Below are 22,470 nucleotides of genomic sequence, written 5' to 3' on the forward strand. Positions count from 1 at the left end.
ATTTTAAGGAGGTGTAATGGATTTTTCGTACTCAAATGTGAAAATATTGACGTGTGCCCGATGTTCTTTGTGTTTTGTCTGTTTTGTATTAATGTTTTTCCGTAAATAAGTAGTGCTGTCGGTATCTAAAAAACCTACATAAAAATAAGAATTTACTTACGATTGGTTTCTTTAGTATTATGTTCGGGTAATTTAATGCTATCTGTAAAATATAGGTAATTGTAAATTTGCCCTTTATTTAACACAAACTTTACGTTTTTATGAAAATTTACTACAACTTATTACTAATTATGTTGCTGTTTTCTATGGCATCAATCACCGCACAGGAACAATCATGTCCTTTTGATCAAAGGATGAGTAAATATCTGGAAAACCATCCAGAAGAGGTTATACGTCAACAGGCTTTTGAGAAAAAAATTAGAGAAGAAATAGCATTAAGAGGAAGAACCTTTAGTAGAAATGCTAAAGCCGGTCCATATATCATTCCGGTAGTGTTCCATATTTATGATGCAAATTATTCTGACAACCCAAGAACAGGTGAATCAAGAACTATTACCGATGAAAGAGTGAAACAATCGTTAGCTAATATTAATGCCGATTTTAAGGGGTTTAATGATGCAGTAGATAACTCTTTTAGTACCATAGAAGGGGGAATGAATATTGAATTTAGGTTGGCTCAGATTGATCCAAATGGTAATACTACAACAGGAATCATTTATCACGAAAGAAAAGAAGGGTTTGGTCTTCAAACTAATGATGAAGAAATAGCAAAATATGCATGGGATAACTATAAGTATTTTAATGTGCATATTCAGGAAGTGGTTAATTCTGGTAGTGATACTGACTCTGGTATTGCTTGGTTCCCTCTTAAAAGTATGTCTGATGCAGGTACGGCAAGGGTAGTATATAATGGTAAGTATTTGATTTATGAACCACCAGCATCATCTTTAACACATGAATTTGGACACTTCCTTAACCTACATCATACCTTTAACGCTGGTTGTGTATCTGGAGATGATAAAGGTGATGGGGTAGCTGATACACCTCCTTGTACATCAGGGCAAGCCACAGGAGCTGGAAATACATGTAATACGGGAGTAACCAATTGTTTTGGTCAATTGATCAATTATCAGAACCATATGGATTATAACCCTTGTGAGTCTATGTTTACCAAAGGACAGGTAGCAAGAATGGAAGCTAGTTTACAACATGAAGCACGTATTACTTTATGGCAAGATAGTAACCTTATAGCTACCGGGACACAACAAGCAGACTTGGGCCCAAGGGTAATATTTACTTTCCAAAGAAGTGATGATACCGCAGTGGATCAGGCCTTGGCTTTTATAGAAGGTTTTGACAATAATAACGGAAGCATCCTTAATAAGAAAAGATTAAAAGCAGTTAGCGGAGCTAAATTTGCTGTAACAGGGCAGATGCAAGAGGGAGTTCACTTTACTGCAACAGGAGTACCTAGCGGTTTGACTCCTAGAATTACAGTAGAAGATAATGAAAATGCATATATCACTTTTACTGGTAATGCAACCAATCATAGTGAGGCAGATTCTAAAGAGATTAGTATTACATTATTAAATCCTGCAATTGTAGGAGGTGTTGGTTCATTATTCTCTCAAACCGGAAAATATAACGTTAACTTTATTGATCCTTATACACCTTACTATGAAATGTATTCTCCTGCCATTACAGCAGGACGTTCGACACATGATTATGTAAGTGCGATTGGTTCAGAGTTTAATTCTTTGGTTATTGGAGGACAGTTTAGAACAAGAGTACGTAACTATAATGGTAATACCATTGGATTGGATAATAATTCAATGGACTTTGAATTATTATGTAATCCAGGTACAATTAATGTAAAAAGCTTAACAGAAGGTACAGTAATTAGTGCTACCACTTCTGGAGAATGGATAGGTAAGCAAGTAGCACATTTGTCACCACCAGTAGTAACAGGACCTAATTATACTGCATGGAATGGCCGAACTGGGTATGCAGCAATTAGAATACCTACAATTACAGGAGGTCATGTATATGGTTGGTTACGAATAAGAGTATCTTCTAATGGAGAATATGCAGAACTAACCACTTTTGGTTTAAATCCAGATCCAGGAAAATCGATACAAGCAAAAGTAGCAGTACCAAACTTAGTGTACTCTAGTGATCGTTTCCTTGAATCAGAAAAGAATGATGGTACCATTGGTAACGAAATTACTGTTGATGTAAAAGATGCTAATTTATCAGTATCTGGTAATTTGGTTGTTGGTACTCACTATACGGTAACCAATGTGCCAGATGGATTAAATTTTAAAGCTACCGTGACCAATTCTAGACAAATCAAGTTGTCTATGACGGGTATAGCAAAAAATAGCAATTGGGCACAATTTCCAAATGGCTATGTAAAGAATATTAGAGTAAAATTTAAGGATGAAATTTTCGCCAATGGTGCGGGATCTCAGGTAGAGTTCAAAGAATTTCCTTTAAATGTAGAATATATAGGAGGTGCTTTTTCTCAAGAAGTAAGCCCTGTTAATAGATATAATACAGGTTCAACTCCGACCAATGGAGGTTGGGTAGTAGTAATGCCAGCTAGTTATAGTTTATCTAATATAAACCAGGGATATATGTTCCAGGATTATAATGCAGAGATCAATGATTTTCCTGGAGATAAATTAATCTCTTTTGGTAGAGATGTTGTCGCCAATGCTAATTATGAAGTGACACCATTGAGTGCAGGAACAGTAATTGGACCTAATAGCACATGGCAATCGGCAAGAGAGTTTAATGAAGAAAGAGGGCAACATATGATTCATTCTAAAACATTTACAACCTGGAGTGGAAGAACTGCATATGTTGGAATAAGAATGCAACGATCAGGTAAAATGCATTATGGATGGTTTAGGCTTAGAGTGGGTACCGGAGGAAGAACCTGTGAGATTTTAGAATATGGTATTCAAGGTATTCCTAACGCTAGTATAAAAGCCGGATCTATAGACTCTGACGATGTACAAACCTATTGTACTGCCAAAGGAACTCATGGTACCGAAGGTATTACTAAAGTAGAGTTTGCTGGAATCGATAACTCATCTTCTAGAGATGAGACTGGATATACAGATTATACAGGGCATACAGCTTTTGTAGCTCAAGGAAAAAGTTACCCGTTAAAGGTCAATGTAGTTGGATGGAATGGTGGTTCTGCTGCCAAAATTCATGCATGGTTCGATTGGAATAACGACTATGATTTTTCAGATCAGAATGAGGCAGTAGTAGTAACTAAAACTTCTAATGGAGTAGGTGAAATAACTGTGAATGTTCCATCGAATGCCAAATTAGGAGTAACCAGAATGCGATTAAGAGTAGATGATAATAACAGTAACTTACCTTGTGGAACTGCTAATACACGAGGAGAAGTAGAAGATTATCAAGTGAAAATAGGAATCTCTAATGCCTCTTGTAATGACGGAGAGCAAAATGGAGATGAAACCGATATAGATTGTGGAGGAACATCTTGTGAAATATGCCCAACTTGTGACGATGGAATTAAAAACGGAAATGAAGATAAAATAGACTGTGGTGGGGCATGTGCACCTTGCCAGGTATTTACCGAAATTTGCGCTGCTCAAACAGATGATACCAACAATACATTAAATATTACGAATGTAAGTTTCGGAAGTATAAATAATACATCTACAACTCACAATCCATATAATGACTTTACAGCACAAAGTACCAACTTGCAAAAAGGACAATCTACGACATTAACGATAACACTTAATGCACAATGGGATCCTAATCATGTAATGGCTTGGATAGACTGGTATAACGATAAAGACTTTTTAAATCCAGAAGATGTGATACTAAAAAAATCCGGTGCAGTAGCATATACGGCAACGGTAACACCTCCAGCTGATGCAGTGGTGAATACAAACCTAAGACTACGTGTTCGTTCAGGTTATACTTTTGCTCCAGACCCTTGTGGTACTAATAACGGGATTGGTGAAGTAGAGGATTATACCGTAACTGTTGGTGGAACTGCTCCTGTGGATACACAAGCACCAAGCGCACCAACCAATTTAGTAGCTTCTAATGTAGCTCAAACGACCTTAAGTTTAAGTTGGACAGCTTCAACAGACAATGTAGGAGTTACAGGATATGATGTGTATATAGGATCTACACGATTAACCACAGTTACTGGTACAACTTATAATGCAACGGGTTTGACAGCAGGTACAGCGTACAGTTTCTCTGTAAAGGCTACAGATGCGGTAGGTAATGAATCAACTAATACTTCCTTAGATGTAACAACTGCTAACGCATCAGATACAGAAGTACCAAGTGCACCAAGTAATTTGGAAGCTACTAATATAGCCGAAACAACACTAAGTTTAAATTGGTTGGTATCTATAGATAATATTGGTGTTGTAGGATATGATGTATATCAAGGAACTACCCGATTAACGACTGTAACAGGTACTTCTTATAATGTAACAGGTTTAACAGCCGGTACTGCATATACTTTCTCTGTAAAAGCTAAGGACGCTGCAGGTAATGAGTCAGCATCTAGTAATACTGTAAATGTAACTACTGCAGGTGGTATAACACCTATCTATTGTGATATGAAAGGTAATAACAATGCAGATGATTATATTACAAATGTCAACTTTGCAGGGATCAATAACACTACAACTAAAGCGACAGATGGATATCAGGATAATACCTCAGGTACTACAGCTAGTGTTTCAAGAGGAGCTTCTCATAACTTAAAAGTTACGTTTACCGGATGGCAGGGAGGAGCCAATAATGAAGTTTATGCTTGGATTGACTGGAATATCGATGGAGACTTTACCGATGCAGGTGAGAAGTTTGAGATAACTACAAAAACTACCGATGCGATTCGTGAATTATCGATTGCAGTACCAAGTACAGCAACAGAAGGAACGACCAGAATGCGTATTGTATTAGGTTATAATGCTGCCGACGGTAATAGTCCATGTGTTAATATAGCCTATGGAGAAGTAGAAGATTACAATATCGTCGTGGGTGATGGAGATATTTCTGATACACAGGCGCCAAGTGCACCTACTAGTTTGACTGCATCTAGTGTAACACAAACGACTTTACATTTGAGGTGGATAGCATCTACTGATAATATTGGTGTTGTAGGATACGACATATATCAAGGAGCAACCAGATTAGCTACTGTAACGGGTACAACCTATGATGTATCTGGACTAACAGCTAGTACAGCGTATGCTTTCTCGGTAAAAGCCAAGGATGCAGCAGGAAATGAATCAACTTTTAGTAATACAGTAAATGTAACAACACAGCAAGCTTCTGATACACAAGCACCAAGTGCACCAACTAATTTAACAGCATCAAGTGTAGAGCCAACTACCTTAATCCTTAATTGGAACGCATCTACAGATAATGTAGGAGTAACAGGATATGATGTATACCAAGGAACGACTCATTTAACTACGGTTACTGGTACTTCTTATAATGTAACGGGATTAACGGCGAATACGACATATGCCTTTTCTGTAATAGCTAAAGATGCCTTAGGAAATGAGTCAGTGTCCAGTAACACAGTAAATGTAACAACAACTAGTACTACAATACCTGCACCTACATATTGTTCTGCAGATGGTAATGCTGGACCAGAAGGAATAACTAATGTTACTTTTGCAGGGATTAATAATTCTTCTGTTAGAAATGCCAGTGGGTATGATGACTTTACATCGATATCTGCTACAGTAAATGCAGGAACTAGTCATAATCTTAGAGTTGATATCATTGGTTATCAAGGAGGAGCAAGCGATGAGGTTTATGCTTTCTTCGATTGGAATAGAGATGGAGACTTTGCAGATGCAGATGAGAGTCTTGAACTTGCCAAAACAAGTAATTTGGTAGGAGAGGTTTCTGTTACGGTACCACAAAATGCGACGGCAGGGGACATTAGAATGCGACTGTTAGTTTCATATTATCCTCTGGAAAAGAACCCATGTGATACAGGTACTAATGATGTGCGTTATGGAGAGTATGAAGATTATACTATTAATATAACAGCTGCAAAGTCATTGTCTGTAGAAACATCTTTCTTTACAATTGTTAGAAACCCAGTTGTTAATGATGTGATTGTGAAATGGAGCAGCGAGGTGAGTGGATCTGCAATAGTACAGCTATATAACAGTAGCGGTACAAGAGTATTAGATCGTACAATACAGAATATAGGAGAAGGAACTACCACTAATCTAGATGTAAGTTCTTTAGCTAATGGATTGTATTTGCTTAATATTAATAATAATGGCAGAACTGGTATAGCAAGAGTTATAGTAAGAAGGTAATATAATTACACTCCATATAGGAGATATCATCAAATTGTTTAGTAAAATCGGGAGCTATAATAGCTCCCGATTTGTTTATAGAAGTGTTCTGATAGCATCTCGCATCCTTTTAGATATATAAAGGGCCCTGAAAAAGTTTTTCAAGGCTCTTTATTATTATCTGAAAAAAGTTTAATTCTTTATGAATATCAGTAATTACTACTCATTATATAAAAAGCTTTATTTTATCTAAAAACGACGCTATGAATATTTTCATTTTTACCGCTCATTTTGATAGAGAAGAAGCTTGTCGTTTTCATTTTAAAGAAGAAAGAGATAAGATTGGAGTGAAATGTCAACGCTGTGGTCATAATGAGCATTATTGGATAAAAGCTGTTTGGAGTTATGAATGTAAATCTTGCCGAGGTCGTACTTCTTTACGAAGGGGTACTAGTATGCAAAATTCTAATCTGTCTTTTATGATATGGTATAAGACGATGTTTTTGATGACTACTACTAAAAAAGGATTTTCTTCAAAAGAAATCCAGAAGCAGCTTGGTCTAAAAAGATATGAGCCAGTTTGGGCTATGGTTCACAAACTCCGTAAAGCGATGAGCAACAGGGATGCTCGCTATACATTAGGAGTTATGATAGAAATGGATGAAGGTTATTTTACGGTTGAATCTTCTGAAATAGAGCAACAAAAAGGTAGAAGAGTTCGTGGTGCATTAAGAAAACAAAATGTAATGATTATGGCAGAATCAATTCCTTTGGAAGATCCCAAAACTGGTAAAAAAGATCGCCAATATCTTTGTTTTAAAGCTAAAGTACTTACAGATCATAAGGCTGAAGGTGTAAATGATACTCTCAAAGAATCCTTATAATGAACAAAGTATTGTTTTTACTGATAAAAGCACCTCATATGTTGATATTGCAGATTTGGTAGAGCTCCATATTAGTGAAAAATCAGATAACGATACTACTAAAGAGACTTTGAAATGGGTACATATAACTATAAGTAATGCCAAACGAAATTTATTAGGAAACTATCACAAAATAAAAGGGGAATACCTACAGCTTTACCTAAACGAATTTGTTTATAAACTTAATAGAAAGATATTTTGAAGAAAAACTATTCGATAAGCTGGTAATATCAGGAATTACTGGATTATGAGCGAAAACGGATATTCACTAATCAATAAAACAAAATTTACAGATCAAAACTTTTCTTGGCACATCAAAAAATGCCATGAAGTCTCAAATCTATGTAGCCCTGATAAATTACTTGTTGCTACAACTCATTGTGCGGATTATAGCTAAGAAAAAACATGCTTTTTCTAATTTCGTGGAAAAAATAAGGAATTGCTTATGTTTTTATCTCGGCCTAGACTATGTGTGCAATCAAATCGATACAAAGGTTAAAAAAGCAAAGCCTCCAAATCAACAAAAAATGAAGTTCAAAGATGACTTATTTTCATCACAAATATAGAATAACAACATATGTAAAAGGGGAAATAAAGGTTTATTCACTATTTTAAAAAACTTTCGGATGCTTGTGAAGAAATATGTAAAAAAACACTAGCAACAGTGAGAATATTTATGCGACTTTGTGCTTTTAAAAGAAAAGTAATTTTTACTACTGTTAAAATATTCTGATAAGGAACGTTTTTTTAACATAATCACTTTCTATGAGGCTACTTTTTTTAAATAACCCCTGAACTTATCAACCGAAAACGTTGTAGTTTTTGATAGAATTAGGTTATTACTCTCAATAACGATAGATTTGGCTTCGATGACAAAAAACATTAAAAATATTGCTGTATTAACTTCGGGAGGAGATGCTCCTGGTATGAATGCTGCTATACGTGCTGTAGTAAGAGCGTGTAGCTATTATGAGGTACAATGTTATGGCGTTTTTAAAGGGTATGATGGTCTTATCAATAATGATATTGAAGAATTAAATGCACGTTCTGTGCGAAATATTATTAATAAAGGAGGGACCTTTCTTAAATCTGCCCGTTCGCAAGAATTTAGAACTGTTGAAGGAAGAGAGAAGGCTCATAAAAATCTGGTGGATAATGCTATTGATGCCCTTATTGTAATAGGAGGAGATGGAAGCTTTACGGGTGCATTAAAGTTGTCTGAAGAATTTCAATTTCCGGTAGTAGGTATTCCTGCTACTATAGATAATGATATTAATGGTACTGATTATACAATAGGTTATGATACTGCTTTAAATACTGTAGTAGAGGCTATTGATAAAATAAGAGATACTGCAAGTTCTCATAATCGATTGTTCTTAATAGAAGTTATGGGGCGTGATGCGGGGGATATTGCACTTAATGCAGGGATAGGAGCAGGAGCAGAAGAAATTCTTATTCCTGAAGAGAATATGGGTGTAGAACGGCTTTTAGAATCTCTTAAAAAGAGTAAAAAAACAGGAAAGACTTCAAGTATTATTGTAGTTGCCGAAGGAGATAAATCGGGTAAAAATATATTCGAATTGGGTGAATATGTTGAAGAAAACTTGGATGATTACGAAGTAAGAGTTTCTGTGTTAGGGCATATACAACGAGGTGGCCCACCTAGCTGTTCAGACCGAGTATTAGCGAGTAAACTGGGAGTAGGAGCAGTAGAAGTATTGCTAGATGGAAAACAAGGAGTTATGGTAGGTATTGCACATAAAGAAGTAACCATAGTCCCTCTTATTGATGCATTAGAAAAGAGAGTGCAAAAACATGATAATTTAATAAAAGTAGCCGATATCACATCGGTATAGCTTTCACAATATAACCACATCAGAATTATTATTAACACAACTAAAAATTTAAATAATGGGTACGTTGAAAATTGGAATTAACGGTTTTGGAAGAATAGGTAGAATAGCCTTTAGGGTTGCCGCAAAACAAGATAATTTAGAAATTGTTGCAATCAATGATCTGTTGCCGGTAGAACATTTGGCATATTTGTTAGAGTATGACTCTGTACACGGCAGATATGATGGAACCGTTGAGGTAAAGAATGGAAGCCTTGTGGTAGATGGAAAAGAAATTCGAGTAACCGCCGAACGAAATCCTGAAAACCTTAAATGGGATGCTGCACAAGTAGCTATTGTTCTAGAATGTACAGGAATTTTTACAACGCTTGAAACTGCTAATGCACACCTAAAAGCAGGAGCAAAGAAGGTTGTTATCTCGGCTCCTTCTAAAGATGCACCAATGTTTGTAATGGGAGTAAATCATCAAGAGGTGAAAGCTTCTGATACCATTGTCTCTAATGCTTCTTGTACAACAAATTGTTTGGCACCATTGGCCAAGGTTATTAATGACAATTTTGGTATCGAAGAAGGCTTGATGACAACTGTACACTCATCTACTGCTACGCAATCAACAGTAGATGCTCCTTCAAAGAAAAATTATAGATTAGGTAGAAGTGCTATTAACAATATTATTCCTTCTACAACCGGTGCTGCGGTTGCGGTTACCAAGGTAATACCTGCATTAAAAGGAAAGTTAACCGGTATGGCATTTAGAGTTCCTACTGTAGATGTTTCTGTGGTAGATTTGACGGTTAGAACAAAAAAATCTGTATCATATGAGGAGCTTAAAGCCGTTATGAAAAAAGCTTCAGAAACCGAATTAGAAGGAATTCTTGGATATACAGAAGAGCCTGTAGTTTCGCAAGACTTTGTAGGAGAGTCAAAAACTTCTGTATTTGATGCTTCTGCAGGGATAGCTCTTAATGATAATTTCTTTAAACTTGTAGCATGGTATGATAACGAATATGGGTATTCTACAAAACTAATAGAACTATCAGCATACGTTGGAAATTTATAGGCACGAACTTAAAATTCTAAGAAAGAGTACCTAAGAATTATAAAAACTTGCTTTTACGAATATCAAATTAACATTAAATGATTTTACTAGCAGACGGTGGTTCAACCAAATGTGATTGGATTCTTCTTGATGATATGGGAGAGATTGTTTTTAAAACCCGAACAAAAGGTTTAAACCCTGCGGTTTTTGAAAAGACTCTATTAGAGAAGAGGCTGAGAGAAAATGAAGAACTCTTTTTACATAAAGATCAGATAGAAACCATTCATTTTTATGGAGCAGGGTGTGGTACTCAAAAACCCACTGCGATGCTAAAAAAGGTTTTTGAAGATTTTTTTGGAAATGCTTCTGTGGTTGAAGTCAAAGAAGACATTATTGCAGCGGTTTATGCAGCTACCACAGAACCAGGCGTGGTTTGTATTTTGGGAACTGGATCTAACAGCTGCTATTATGATGGTAAAGAAATACATATGTCTGTTGATTCTTTAGGATATGTTTTGATGGATGAAGCAAGTGGAAATTACTTTGGTAAGAAGTTAATTTGTGACTATTATTATAAAAGAATGCCGCAAGAGATAGCAACAGAATTTGAACAAGATTTTGACCTGTCTTCTGACGCAATTAAAGAAAATCTTTATAAAAAAGATAATCCAAATACGTATTTGGCATCATTTGCTGAATTTATTTTTACACGTGAGCGAAATACGTATTTTGATAAAATACTTTCGCAGGGTATTCAAGAGTTTGTAGAAACAAGAGTATTGTGCTTCCCAGAATCTCAAGGGGTACCTATTCACTTTATTGGCTCTATTGCTCATTTTAGTGAAGATATTATAAAAGGAGTGTTACTACCCAATAACCTTACTTTGGGTAATATTGTAAGAAGACCTATAGATGGTATTATAGAATACTATCGTGACCGATTGGTAAAAAAAAAGTAGTGATATAATATCTGTTTAAGATATTGCTTGTTTAACCAAATCCAATGCTTTATCAGAATAAGAAAGTTGCAACGCAGCCTGATGACCCTTTTCAGACATTTTGCGCCATGTTTTTTGTAGAATATCAATTACTTTTTTATCGGTATGTTTTGCCAAGAAACTTTCGTAATAATACTTAAGAAAGACCAGGCAAATAACATCTTCTAAAGTTTGTGTTTCTTCGTCTTTCTTTAATTTTTTCTTTTGAATCAAAAAACGTACCCGCATAATGGTTTCTTCAGAATACCCAACAGTTTTAAGAATTTCTGATACTTTATCTGCATGAAAAGTCTTCAGTTCTTCACGCCATTTTAAATACCCAACACGATCCATTGGGTAGCTATCACGAGGTATTTGCCATCTACATATATGTTGCGCTCTTGCTGCAATTTTTAAAGCTTCAGAAGCATCAGGCTCAAAAAGGTCAAGGGTTTCGGTCATTCGCTGCCCATAGAGAAATTCTTTTGGAACAAGAACCTTATTAATTTCTTCTTTATTAGGGTCTTCAGAATTGGCTTGATCAATACGAATATAAGAATCTATGAGTTTATCTGGCATAAATGATGATTTTGATAAAAATACAAAGTTACTATTAATTGTTAATACTTCTGTGAAAAAGTATTTGGAAGGGCGTACTATTTACATACTCCTAAGTCTTATTTTTATCACATATTTCGAACTTGATTTGAATCCTTTTGAGTTCGTGAGAAATTAACTTTCTATGACAGAATATGTACTTTTAACTGATGATCAAAGTTATTTTGTAGAATACCTTATTGGCGAGTTGGTATTGTCAAATAGTATTAGTGAAGCGATGAAGTTTAATGACGAGGAAATAGCACTAAGGTTTAAGCAAATGTTGCATAATTCTTGTAAGTTGATCACCAGTGTTAATACGTATATTGGTTAGATGAAAAGTACATACTACCTATCCTTTAATAAGCCTGAAAATATAATCTAATTCTGGGTCTGTACCGTTAATTAAATCTTCTGTAGTAAGCAATATATGTTTGTCTGGTGGCACTCCACTTCCTTTTGCAATAGTAGTATCTTTAATATAATGGTTGATTTTTTCTAGATACATTATTAAACCAATTTTCGTATTTGGAAGCTCGTAGTATACAGGAAACTCTCCTGTAGAGAAATAATAACCCCCTCCAGTTTCTTCTCCAACTAATGTGGCGGTGGTATCATTTTTTACATTGAGAGCAAAAGTAGATGCTGCAGAAAAAGTAGTACCACTTATTAATACATAGATGTTTCCTTTAAATCTATGTTTATCAGGAACCATAATTGTTTCCATATCATCAAAAGTAATTTTCCAACCATCATAAATAGGGTGGTAGTTAAATTTATCTTTTAAAAATTGTTTTTCATTATAAAAAGTTCTTACGAGATGTTTTTTTTCAGGAATATTAATGGTGGCTACATATTCACTTATTCTTTGCTTAAAAATATTAGTAGCAATAAAAGAATACAACTGAATAGCATTGGCCCTAAAACCATTGTTGTTACGTCTAATATCAATGACTAAGTGTCGTACCTTTTTTTTCTTAATTTCTTTAAAAATTCTGGTTAGATTTGATTTAAAGACTCGGGTATCACCATTGAATGAATTTACTACTAAAACAGCAGTATTTAGTTCTTTTTTATAATAAACAAACGGGCTGTTACCAGAAATAAAAGAACTATAATAACTAAAGCCATTTTGTTGATCATGAAAATTAGCGAAATAAGAATTTCGATTTGTATTTCTTCTAGTTGCTTTTACAAAAGATTCTGCGGGAATTACCTTTGTAGTGTCTATTCCATCAGGCGTTGTATATTGAATTATAAATTTTTTATGGATTCCAAATTCATAAGCAAAGTAGAGCCCAAATTTTAGTTCAATTTCTCTATACTTTCGAGAGGTGTTATTTCCATAAGTTGAAACATATTTTTTTAACTTTTCTAAGACGGTAGAAATTTTTCTGTCATTTATTAAGTTAATCCTGGAACCGATGGGGATATCAAAATCATCTGTATCAGTATATAATTGGCGATTAATTATTTTTGTAATTAACGGGAAATAATATTGATCGGTCCCTATCGTATTAGGAAAGAGAACCTGAAGATTTCCGTCTTTGATCTTACTTGATATAGTAAGTATTTTTTTATATAAATCTATGTCAGAACTTGCGAATGCTAAAGACTCTTTTGTGCTTTCAAACATATAATCCAAAGAATCCTGATCGATGTAATCATGCAATGCAGGGTGACCTTTTTTTAGAATTTTTTCAAAAACATTAAAATCTTCTCTTAGTGAGATAGAGTCAATAAGTTTTTGCGCAAAAAGTACTTCTGTAATGATACAAAAAATTATAACAAGACATATTCTATTCATTTATGATACCAAAAGTGTTGTATTGTATAATAGACTCCTTTTGATGGATGCTATTACAATTGTTTTTATTTCCCCGCGTAAAAGTAATAAAATTGAATTGCAATTGATAAATGTGTACATGGTAATACCTATTTATTAGATACATCTTTGTTTTACATGATAATTAGTTTATTTTTTGTAGTTGTTTTTGAATTTTTTTAATTGCAGATTCAATAGGTTTTTCGGGTTCGATTACATTGTATTCTCCCCAAAATATAGGATCAGAAAACCCTGCAGCTGCATCGCTAATCACAATAGATGATTTTAATCTATCTCTTAGCTTTAGTGTTTCATTATTAATATTCTTTTTCCAGTTGGTAATCGCCATTTCGGCATTTAATTTATAGGTAGAATTAAATAGTTTTCTCTTCCATTTTATTTTTACATTAAGATCAATTCTTCCATAGCTATAATACCATTTTCCTCCTTTTTGCTTATAGTCAATGTTATATGAAGCTAGCGTAAGATGTACCTTGGCACCCAGCGGTTTTTTTCTTACCAGCATTCTACTTACTTCATCTTTATCTTCAACATTTAGACTATATTTGGCCTTGGTCATGGCTAATGTTTCTGCATCTATATAGAGTTTACCAAAATATAATGGTTCTTTAATGGTTGGTCGTTGCTTAAAATTAACAACATAAATACGCCTATCATTTATTTGAGTGGATTTATCATAACTAAACTCATATACTTCTGTCATATTATTGGTAAAAAGAATTTCTGGATTCTTCATTACATCAAGATACAATGTGCTGGTAGGGCCTCCCTGTAATTTTAAAGTTACCGTGTCTAGTTTTTTATAATTAGCGCTTTTACGAGCTTTAAATAGTTTAATGAGATCAGTTTTAGGAGATCCATATGGATTTTTATAGAGATCTACTACTGCTTCAGAAAGAGAGACGTATGCTCTTCGTCTTTTGATAGTTTCTCTATAAAAAGCAGTCATTATAGTATTGTGATCAAGATAATTACTACCTTTTCTCTTTAAAACCTCACGTATAAGAGTTTCTGGGTCTGCAAGGCTTATTTTAATTTCAGAAAGCTCCACAATAGATGGAGTGAGCTTTATTTGAATAGTTTTTCCATTAAATTCTGTTAATGGTATTATCCTATCCTGGTATCCTAAATATGAAACTAAAATACTAGGATTTTCTAGGGTATTTGATACTTTCAAAAGAAACTCTCCTTCATCATTGGTTACGGTAGAAATATTGGTGCCTATGACAGAAATAGATGCAGAGGTTAGCGTAGACCTGGTTTGACTATCGAGTACATATGCTTTATATTCTGTATAATCATTATTGGTGTCTTGAAAATAGGAATATACTTGCGTGGTTCCTGAAAAATAAATGATCAATAGGCTTAAAAGTAGATAAAACCTATGTGATTTATCTAATAAAATTATATTCTTATTCATAGCTAGGATATTTAGTTGTATTTATCTAATTGCGATACTAACTTGAATCAGCAAGAACATAGACAAATAATTGCTAATGAATTACTTACTATATTTCATCATAGACTTTTATGAGTTTAATTCTTGAAATGATAAATTAACAAAATATACTTGCTCATAAGTTGTAAAAAATATAGTTTATTACAAGTGTAATATAGCTTTTATGATTTAGATAAAAGTATAATACAAGATAAGAAATTTAATAAAAAACCTAATTTATAATACGTTAAAACATGATTTTAGGTTAAAAAATTAATACTCTTGAACACTTTCTTCAAACCATTTTTTTAGTTTAATATTCATAATTTCTGTTGTAAATGGTTTCGTAATGTAATCATCCATTCCTTTGGCAGTATAAAGTTCTGCATCCCCAGGAAGTGCATTAGAGGTAAGTGCTATAATTGGAGGTACTTTTTTATATTTTTGACGAATCAGATTACAGGTCTGTAGCCCATTTAATTCTGGAAGGTTAATATCCATTAAGATTAGATCAAAGGTGTTTTCTTCGAAAATATTTATTGCCTGTAGGCCATCTTTAGCTATTTCTACTGTGCAACCGAGGTATTTAAGAATCTGTTTGGATACAAGTATGCTTATTTCAGAATCTTCTACCAAAAGAACGTTTAGTTTGTACTTTTGTGTTTCAGACAGTTGAAATAACTCTTCTTTTTCTGAAGGAGTATGGGGGCTTTCCTTTGCCATAAAAGTAAACCAGAAATTACTTCCTTTTTCCAACTCGCTTTCGACCCCTATGGTACCCTGCATTAAGCTAACAAGTTTTTTACATATCGTAAGTCCTAAACCACTGCCTTTACTATTAAAAGAAGCAGCGTCATGAAATTGACTGAAGCGAGAGAATAATGTTTCCTGATCTTTTTTGCTGATTCCTATACCGGTGTCTTTGACTTCAATTTTAAGTAGTAAATCTTTTTCAACCTTAGACTGTAAAGAGCAATATACATGAATATCTCCTTCAAAAGAAAACTTTATAGCATTACCAATCAGGTTAGAGATAATTTGAGTTAATCTGTGCTCATCCACCACTATTGTTTCTGGTAATTTTGGATCATAATTATAAACCAAATTCAGGTTTTTTGCTTTGGCAGAAGCAGAAAACAAACTTATATTTTGACGTATTAGATTTTTAATATTACTATGGGTAGGAGATAAGGTAAATTTGCCTGCTTCAATTTTTGAAAGATCTAATATTTGATTTAAAATGTCAAGAAGGTTAAGTGAAGATTGATGAATGGTGTTTACATATTCTTTTTGTAAACTATTTAATTTTGTGTTTTTAGAAAGTAAATCAATCATTCCTATGACTCCTACCATTGGAGTTCTAATTTCATGGCTCATATTCGCCAAAAAATCTTCTTTAAATTTTGACCCTTTTATAATTTCTTTATTTTTTTCCTTTAATTCATCTAGATGCCTACCTGCTAATGATGCAAAAAAACCTAAAAACAAAGGTGCTGTATCAATGATATAGTGGATAGGATATTTTTTTTGAATTGCTATAATAGCTTCCAAAGAAAAATCCATCTCATGTTTCGTAAGATCAATAATTGTTGCCAAAATAGGAAACATAAACCCAAATGCTATTCCATAGATCGTATATGTAAACATCTCAGATTTAAACCATAATATTCTCGCCATAATATAAAATTGGTTTAATTTTTACTTCAATATTGATTGATGTTTTTTATTGTTTAATGGGGGGCTTTGTTTACTAAATTTGTGATTAATGGTAAGTAGTAACTTTACTTTTTTACAAGTATGTTACGTGCTTTTTTAGTGGTAATAAGAGTATAGATTATTAAATATAAGAGTTTTTACTAAAAATTCATATGTTATTTTAATAAAATAAATGGAAAAGATATGTAAACCAATAAAAAAATCCGTGGCTCCAATAACCACGGATTTTAAACCTTACTTTTAATGAATATATATTATTGCTTAAAAATTATCTTGGTAAGTTTATATCCTTCAACTTTGATCATATATGTTTTAGGATCAACATAATCATGAAGATAATCATCAACTTCTCCTTTATCTAATAACCTTCCAGACATATTATATAAGCTATAGGTAAGTCCTCTAGGTACTTCTCTGATATGCTTAAAAACTTTCTGATCTTTAGTTTGCTGACAAGTATCGTCTGCCAAAAATCTATTTATAAACGTAATTCTTCCTTGTTCTTCACCTTCTAAAGTAACTGTTGCACTATCATCAATATCTATGATTCCATTACCTGTTAAGTCTCCTAAGATAATTAAACATGCATTTCTTACTTCTATACGAGCTCCATTTTCAAGGTGTAAGCTCTCAGTTATAAAAATAACACCTTCTTCTGTATTTTCATCTAATCCGTCAACAATGGTGTTTTCTGTTACTGACATTAATTTATAAGAAATGTCAATTTTGGTACTTGCGAATGTAACGCTACTTAAAAGCATTACCGATATGAGTAAAAATGTTTTCATAAAGTCTGGTTTTGAGGTTAAACTTCTGTAAGTAAAAACTTACTTATCTTTGTATTTCATCGTTGTAAAACACGAATTCGACGACAATATACAATATTTTATGCTAAAAACGTAACTTTTTTGTGTTAATCATCGATAAAATACTACTGTTTAACTATATCAATTACGTAAAAGCCCCTAAATACAAGGGGTTTAATGAATAATTTTTTTTTAGTTTTTTTTGGTTTTTTGTAAGCGATTGATTTTTAGTGCTTAAAAAAAGATGAATAATTTAAAGAGAAGTCTTTTTTTTATTCGTTAGTTTTATAGCAAAGTTTAAACTTAAATCAACAGTAATAATGATAAAGCCATTGTTGTTCTTTCAACAATTTAGTATTTGGTTAAAAGTATTTTTAGCAGAGGTATCTAATAATCTTATTGGTCTATTCTTTATTTTGGCTTTGTATGTAACTTTATGGTATTTTCCTCAAACGACCGATTTGTTATTGATCCTTAACCAGGCAGATGCTTTTTTGTTTGTGGTTCCTTTGTATTTCTTTCTTTTTATTCTTTCGGCTTTTTTGATCTGGAATGCTCTAAAGTATTTTTATTATTATAATTATAAAGATATAAAGATATATCGATTTACAATCTAATTGGTTTTATACCTAATCAACATTATTATAAATATCAAGATAGAGATATTTTAAAACAGGAGTTTTTATCTTTCTATATGCATGTTGCAAACAAAGATAGTTCGATTACCAGTCAAAATATTCCTCCGTTATTATTAATCAATACAACACATACGCAAACTGTTGGATATAAAGTTATAAGCCCTGTAACGTATACTCACCTAAGACCTCTTACAGGAATTAACGATTTTATAAATGATTTACAAATTAGTCATCCCGATAAGTCTATAGGGTTATTAACAGCAATGAGAATAAATGCAGCTTTTCCTTTTATAACCCCTGTAGGAGAGGTTAGAAAAGTAACTAAATCTGGTAAGTCATATGCAGATCAATATACAGATGCTGGGTATTATGATAATATAGGAGGAGGAGTTTCTAAGGGTGTCGAAGAAGTTTTTAGAAAAGTACTGTAGGATTCTTTTCCACAGTTATCAACCAAGATAAGTATAAAGTATTTGATTACCTCTAATAGCGAAGAACGTAAAATAAAACATACAGAAACACAATACGAAGTTCCTCTCACTACCTTACAAAATGTGAGATACGGTCATACCAAAGAACGAGTAAGGAAATTAGCAAATAGTTATATCGTTAAACTGAAACCCACAGCCATACCACTTACTATAAAAAAAACAAACTTGGATGAAGAACAGATACTAATGATCAAACCTGTATTACCTTTGGGAAGATACCTTTCTACTGTTGCTATAAAATCTATGGAGGCTAGATTAGATGAGGTAAAACCCGTATTAGATTCTATTTTATATAAATATTGAGACAGTTGTCATTTTTTTTTGTATTTTTGTCAAAAAGTATATGGAAATGAGTGCAGTATCACCGTTAAGTTTTGACAGTTTTGAGAACAAGGGATTATTACGATATCTAAATATCGATATTCCGTTACATAATATGTATGATTTTATCGAATTATCCAGAAATGGAATTGATAAAAAAGCATTATTACATCTTGCCAAGTTTATTAGTTTTGATATTAAAGAACTGGCCGAGATACTTCATATGTCAGAACGCACCATTCAACGTTATGATTTAAATAAAAAATTAAGTACAGAAGCTAGTGCCAGAGTATTGCAATTGGTTAAGCTTTATGCAAAAGGAGAAAATATTTTTGGAGATTTGGATCGATTTAAAAACTGGATGGACCATCCTAATGTTGCTTTAGCAATGAAAAAGCCAAAAGATCTTTTAGATACGACTTTTGGTTTTCAGTTACTTAATGAAGAGTTGGTTCGTATAGAACATGGTATTTTTGTATAATGCTTGTATATAGGATAGCAAAGCAAAAATATAGTAAAGATCTTACAGGGATTGGTGCGAAAACAGTAGGAGGAAGGTGGAACCCTAAGGGGGTTGCTATGTTGTATACCAGTACCACAGCTTCTCTTTCGGCACTCGAAGTATTAGCACATTTACCAGCAGCATACCTGCCAGACGATATGGTAATTGTAACCATATCAATACCCGATGAATTGATTACAACAGTAAATGTAAAAAAACTTCCCGATAACTGGAATGAAATACCAGCGCCTTTAGAAGCACAAAATTTCACAATGGATTGGATTGCCAAAGAAAAATTTTTAGGTCTTAGAATACCTAGTATTATCATACCTTTTGAAGAAAATCTTTTGATCAACCCTAATCACCCAAAATTTAATGAGGTAAAAATTATTAAGATAGCACCTTTTCATTTTGACCCTAGGTTATTAAAATAAACTAATCTCGAATACTGATTTTTAATCCAAAATTTGATTTTTGGATTAAAGTATAGTTGTTTTTTTACTTTAATGTTGATGTTAGGCCTAGGAGAGAGAACTTTGGAAAAGGAGTTAGCACAAATAGAGCATAAATATGAGCTTTGTAGCTCAAAATATCAAAAAAGATACATTCAATAAGAAATATTTATAAATATGGTATTGGTCATTGGTAAAATCTTATTTTTTCGTTAAAAATATACCTGGAAATCCGGTTCACTCTACATTTTATATAAATTACAATACTGATAAGTACACTATTTTATCTTAGAAGTATACGATATCAACTAATAACTAATCTTAATTTTAATAGTAGAATGGATACAAAAATGAAGCTCATATGTTTATCACTATTCATTATAGCCTTTGTAAGTTGTAAAAACGAAACAAAAAAAGAAGCCAGTGAAAACATTGCCAACGTAGAGAAAATTCCGGGAATAGTTCTTGAAAATATGGACACCACTGTTAATCCCAAAGAAGACTTTTATAATTATGTGAATGGTAATTGGATGAAAACTACAGAGATCCCCGAGGATAGAACGCGGTGGGGTGGTTTTGGGGTACTGAGAAAAAAAACAGATGATGATGTACTCAAAATCTTAGAAGAAGCAAAATCTAGTGGTAAATATACTCCAGAAACGGATCAGTTTAAAGCATTGGTTGTTTTCGAATCTATTATGGATACAGTTGCACGTGATAAAGCGGGAATTAACCCTTTAAAACCTGTGTTAGAAAAAATTGAAGGTATAAAGAGTATCAAAGATATTCAATCGGTATTAGCTACAGAAATAGCTGCTTCTTCACCATTTTTTGGATTTACTTCTTTTCCTGATCTTAATAATAGTACTATAAATGCTCCTTATGTAACTACCGGAGGCTTAGGGCTACCAGAAAGAGACTATTATTTGGACCAGGATGAAAAATCGAAAGAAATAAGAGGGCAATATATAGATCATATCGCACGTATGCTTCAGTTTATAGGAGATACAGAAAAAGAAGCTCGCAAAGCAGCAGAAACTATCTTAGCAATAGAAACCAAATTAGCTACTCCCAGACTGGATAAAGTAGAAAGTCGTGATGCTCGTAACTTTAATAATCCAAGAAGTGTGGAACAACTTTCAGAAATGACCTCTTCTGTAGATTGGGAGAAATTAATGAAAGATTTGGGGGTAGAAAAGAGACTAGATACGGTTATGGTTTTACAACCAAAGTATATGAGAGTATTGCAAGATGTTTTAGCAACCACAGATATAGAAGATCTAAAAACGGTAATTAGATGGTCTACATTAAATAATGTTACAGGATCATTATCTACAGAAATAGAGAAAGCAAATTGGGACTTTTATCAAAAAACACTAAACGGAGCTAAAAAACAAAGACCTCTGAAAGAAAGAGCGTTAAGTAGAGTTAATAATTCGATAGGAGAAGCAATTGGACAGTTGTATGTAGATGCAAAATTTCCTCCTGAAGCCAAAGCCAAAGCAGAGAAAATGATTGCAAATGTAATTAAAGCCTATCAAAAAAGAATAGAAACGCTGGATTGGATGAGTGATAGTACAAAAATTAAGGCGATAGAAAAGTTAGATAAATTTACAGTAAAGATAGGATACCCTAATAAGTGGGAAGATTATTCTGATTTAAATATAAAAGAAGGAAATTCTAATTTCGAAAATACAATGGCTGTCTCAGAGTGGTCATTCAAAAAATCAATTGAAGAAATAGGAGCGCCTGTTGATAAAACAGAATGGGGAATGTCTCCCCAAACAGTAAATGCATATTTTAATCCATTATTTAATGAAATTGTATTTCCTGCGGCTATTTTGCAACCTCCATTTTATAACTATACTGCAGATGAAGCTGTTAATTATGGAGGCATTGGAGCTGTTATCGGGCATGAAATATCTCACGCATTTGATGACTCTGGTGCTCGTTTTGATGCAGATGGAAATTTGTCAAATTGGTGGACAGATGAGGATCTAAAAAAGTTTACCGAAAGAGGAAATTCACTTGCAGAGCAGTATAGTGCAATAGAGGTACTGGATAGTATTTTTATTAATGGTAAGTTTACGTTAGGTGAAAACATAGGAGATTTAGGAGGGGTACTAGGAGCTTATGATGGGCTACAAATGCATTTTGCCGAGAATGGAAGGCCAGAGGATATTGATGGATTTACTGCAGAACAACGTTTCTTCATGTCCTGGGCAACAGTATGGAGAACAAAAATTAGAGAAGACGCATTAAGAACCCAAATTAAGACTGACCCTCATTCCCCAGGGACCACACGTGCTATTCAACCATTGTTAAATGTTCAGGCATTTTATGATGCTTTTGATATTAAAGAAGGAGATAGTATGTATCTAGCACCAGAAAAAAGAGTACATATATGGTAATTTGAAAACAAATTGTCGCATTATTAAAAAATCTGCTTAACAAGCAGATTTTTTTTTGACCTTTTTTTTCTGTAGTTTCAGTAGTCTAGGCTTTTTTCTAGATACGATAGGAGTAATAAAGTTTA

Annotated in this window: 16 protein-coding genes and 2 pseudogenes; 13 read left to right on the forward strand and 5 right to left on the reverse strand. The window is 33.3% G+C overall.

The window, feature by feature from the left end; all coding sequences use genetic code 11:
• The first annotated feature begins 260 nt into the window (after positions 1 to 260).
• The 6 genes and pseudogenes from ABW636_RS00220 to ABW636_RS00245 all read left to right on the forward strand — a co-directional run bounded on the left by ABW636_RS00220 (position 261) and on the right by ABW636_RS00245 (position 11,109).
• Positions 261 to 6,356 (forward strand): GEVED domain-containing protein, encoded by a 6,096-nt coding sequence (locus tag ABW636_RS00220; protein ID WP_367587930.1) that lies wholly within the window; start codon positions 261 to 263, stop codon positions 6,354 to 6,356.
• Positions 6,357 to 6,598: 242 nt separating this feature from the next.
• Positions 6,599 to 7,509: pseudogene (locus tag ABW636_RS00225) on the forward strand (IS1595 family transposase).
• A 24-nt stretch (positions 7,510 to 7,533) separates the two neighbouring features.
• Positions 7,534 to 7,824: pseudogene (locus tag ABW636_RS00230) on the forward strand (IS4 family transposase); the annotation flags it as partial.
• A gap of 303 nt (positions 7,825 to 8,127) precedes the next feature.
• Positions 8,128 to 9,114 (forward strand): 6-phosphofructokinase, encoded by a 987-nt coding sequence (gene pfkA / locus ABW636_RS00235; protein ID WP_367587931.1) that lies wholly within the window; start codon positions 8,128 to 8,130, stop codon positions 9,112 to 9,114.
• Positions 9,115 to 9,169: 55 nt separating this feature from the next.
• Positions 9,170 to 10,171: a type I glyceraldehyde-3-phosphate dehydrogenase gene (gene gap / locus ABW636_RS00240; protein WP_367587932.1), complete on the forward strand. Its 1,002-nt coding sequence runs from the start codon at positions 9,170 to 9,172 to the stop codon at positions 10,169 to 10,171.
• Between the two features lie 77 nt (positions 10,172 to 10,248).
• Positions 10,249 to 11,109, forward strand: coding sequence for a BadF/BadG/BcrA/BcrD ATPase family protein (locus ABW636_RS00245; RefSeq protein WP_367587933.1), 861 nt, complete (start codon positions 10,249 to 10,251; stop codon positions 11,107 to 11,109).
• Positions 11,110 to 11,124: 15 nt separating this feature from the next.
• Here ABW636_RS00245 and ABW636_RS00250 read toward each other — a convergent pair whose 3' ends face one another.
• Positions 11,125 to 11,706 carry a DUF4202 domain-containing protein gene (locus tag ABW636_RS00250; protein WP_367587934.1) on the reverse strand — a complete coding sequence of 194 codons (582 nt, stop codon included), beginning with the start codon at positions 11,704 to 11,706 and terminating at the stop codon, positions 11,125 to 11,127.
• Between the two features lie 163 nt (positions 11,707 to 11,869).
• Between ABW636_RS00250 and ABW636_RS00255 the strand changes: the two genes are divergently transcribed.
• Complete coding sequence (locus ABW636_RS00255; RefSeq protein WP_367587935.1) at positions 11,870 to 12,058, forward strand: hypothetical protein; 189 nt, start codon at positions 11,870 to 11,872, stop codon at positions 12,056 to 12,058.
• Positions 12,059 to 12,076: 18 nt separating this feature from the next.
• Here ABW636_RS00255 and ABW636_RS00260 read toward each other — a convergent pair whose 3' ends face one another.
• The 4 genes from ABW636_RS00260 to ABW636_RS00275 form a co-directional block, all read right to left on the reverse strand.
• Positions 12,077 to 13,531: a S41 family peptidase gene (locus ABW636_RS00260; RefSeq protein WP_367587936.1), complete on the reverse strand. Its 1,455-nt coding sequence runs from the start codon at positions 13,529 to 13,531 to the stop codon at positions 12,077 to 12,079.
• Positions 13,532 to 13,694: 163 nt separating this feature from the next.
• The gene (locus ABW636_RS00265) at positions 13,695 to 14,990 is read right to left on the reverse strand and encodes a carboxypeptidase-like regulatory domain-containing protein (protein WP_367587937.1); all 1,296 of its coding nucleotides are present in this window, start codon (positions 14,988 to 14,990) and stop codon (positions 13,695 to 13,697) included.
• Between the two features lie 291 nt (positions 14,991 to 15,281).
• The gene (locus ABW636_RS00270) at positions 15,282 to 16,685 is read right to left on the reverse strand and encodes an ATP-binding protein (protein WP_367587938.1); all 1,404 of its coding nucleotides are present in this window, start codon (positions 16,683 to 16,685) and stop codon (positions 15,282 to 15,284) included.
• 293 nt (positions 16,686 to 16,978) lie between these two features.
• Complete coding sequence (locus ABW636_RS00275) at positions 16,979 to 17,512, reverse strand: hypothetical protein (protein ID WP_367587939.1); 534 nt, start codon at positions 17,510 to 17,512, stop codon at positions 16,979 to 16,981.
• 338 nt (positions 17,513 to 17,850) lie between these two features.
• On the opposite strand from ABW636_RS00275, the gene ABW636_RS00280 reads away from it, so the two are divergent.
• The 6 genes from ABW636_RS00280 to ABW636_RS00305 all read left to right on the forward strand — a co-directional run bounded on the left by ABW636_RS00280 (position 17,851) and on the right by ABW636_RS00305 (position 22,345).
• A complete protein-coding gene (locus ABW636_RS00280) occupies positions 17,851 to 18,147 on the forward strand; it encodes a hypothetical protein (protein ID WP_367587940.1) in 297 nt (98 codons plus the stop codon).
• Between the two features lie 77 nt (positions 18,148 to 18,224).
• On the forward strand, positions 18,225 to 18,599 hold the full coding sequence (locus tag ABW636_RS00285; protein ID WP_367587941.1) for a hypothetical protein: 375 nt from the start codon (positions 18,225 to 18,227) through the stop codon (positions 18,597 to 18,599).
• A 42-nt stretch (positions 18,600 to 18,641) separates the two neighbouring features.
• Positions 18,642 to 18,962, forward strand: a complete 321-nt coding sequence (locus tag ABW636_RS00290) for a hypothetical protein (protein ID WP_367587942.1) — start codon at positions 18,642 to 18,644, stop codon at positions 18,960 to 18,962.
• A gap of 46 nt (positions 18,963 to 19,008) precedes the next feature.
• On the forward strand, positions 19,009 to 19,461 hold the full coding sequence (locus tag ABW636_RS00295; protein WP_367587943.1) for an Xre family toxin-antitoxin system antitoxin: 453 nt from the start codon (positions 19,009 to 19,011) through the stop codon (positions 19,459 to 19,461).
• Positions 19,461 to 19,916, forward strand: a complete 456-nt coding sequence (locus tag ABW636_RS00300; protein WP_367587944.1) for an RES family NAD+ phosphorylase — start codon at positions 19,461 to 19,463, stop codon at positions 19,914 to 19,916. Before ABW636_RS00295 ends, ABW636_RS00300 begins: the two co-directional genes overlap by 1 nt.
• A 368-nt stretch (positions 19,917 to 20,284) precedes the next feature.
• Positions 20,285 to 22,345, forward strand: a complete 2,061-nt coding sequence (locus tag ABW636_RS00305; protein WP_367587945.1) for a M13 family metallopeptidase — start codon at positions 20,285 to 20,287, stop codon at positions 22,343 to 22,345.
• The last annotated feature ends 125 nt before the right edge of the window (positions 22,346 to 22,470 follow it).

It is taken from the genome of Aquimarina discodermiae, assembly GCF_040786235.1.
Taxonomy (GTDB): Bacteria; Bacteroidota; Bacteroidia; order Flavobacteriales; family Flavobacteriaceae; genus Aquimarina.

Bases quoted from the DNA above. Each gene is read 5' to 3' on its own strand.
- ABW636_RS00275 (WP_367587939.1), bottom strand. From the start codon at position 17,512: ATGAAAACATTTTTACTCATATCGGTAATGCTTTTAAGTAGCGTTACA.
- ABW636_RS00250 (WP_367587934.1), bottom strand. From the start codon at position 11,706: ATGCCAGATAAACTCATAGATTCTTATATTCGTATTGATCAAGCCAAT.
- ABW636_RS00285 (WP_367587941.1), top strand. From the start codon at position 18,225: ATGCATGTTGCAAACAAAGATAGTTCGATTACCAGTCAAAATATTCCT.
- ABW636_RS00265 (WP_367587937.1), bottom strand. From the start codon at position 14,990: ATGAATAAGAATATAATTTTATTAGATAAATCACATAGGTTTTATCTA.
- ABW636_RS00280 (WP_367587940.1), top strand. From the start codon at position 17,851: ATGATAAAGCCATTGTTGTTCTTTCAACAATTTAGTATTTGGTTAAAA.
- gap (WP_367587932.1), top strand. From the start codon at position 9,170: ATGGGTACGTTGAAAATTGGAATTAACGGTTTTGGAAGAATAGGTAGA.
- ABW636_RS00255 (WP_367587935.1), top strand. From the start codon at position 11,870: ATGACAGAATATGTACTTTTAACTGATGATCAAAGTTATTTTGTAGAA.
- ABW636_RS00245 (WP_367587933.1), top strand. From the start codon at position 10,249: ATGATTTTACTAGCAGACGGTGGTTCAACCAAATGTGATTGGATTCTT.
- ABW636_RS00270 (WP_367587938.1), bottom strand. From the start codon at position 16,685: ATGGCGAGAATATTATGGTTTAAATCTGAGATGTTTACATATACGATC.
- ABW636_RS00300 (WP_367587944.1), top strand. From the start codon at position 19,461: ATGCTTGTATATAGGATAGCAAAGCAAAAATATAGTAAAGATCTTACA.
- pfkA (WP_367587931.1), top strand. From the start codon at position 8,128: ATGACAAAAAACATTAAAAATATTGCTGTATTAACTTCGGGAGGAGAT.
- ABW636_RS00305 (WP_367587945.1), top strand. From the start codon at position 20,285: ATGAAGCTCATATGTTTATCACTATTCATTATAGCCTTTGTAAGTTGT.
- ABW636_RS00260 (WP_367587936.1), bottom strand. From the start codon at position 13,531: ATGAATAGAATATGTCTTGTTATAATTTTTTGTATCATTACAGAAGTA.
- ABW636_RS00295 (WP_367587943.1), top strand. From the start codon at position 19,009: ATGAGTGCAGTATCACCGTTAAGTTTTGACAGTTTTGAGAACAAGGGA.
- ABW636_RS00220 (WP_367587930.1), top strand. From the start codon at position 261: ATGAAAATTTACTACAACTTATTACTAATTATGTTGCTGTTTTCTATG.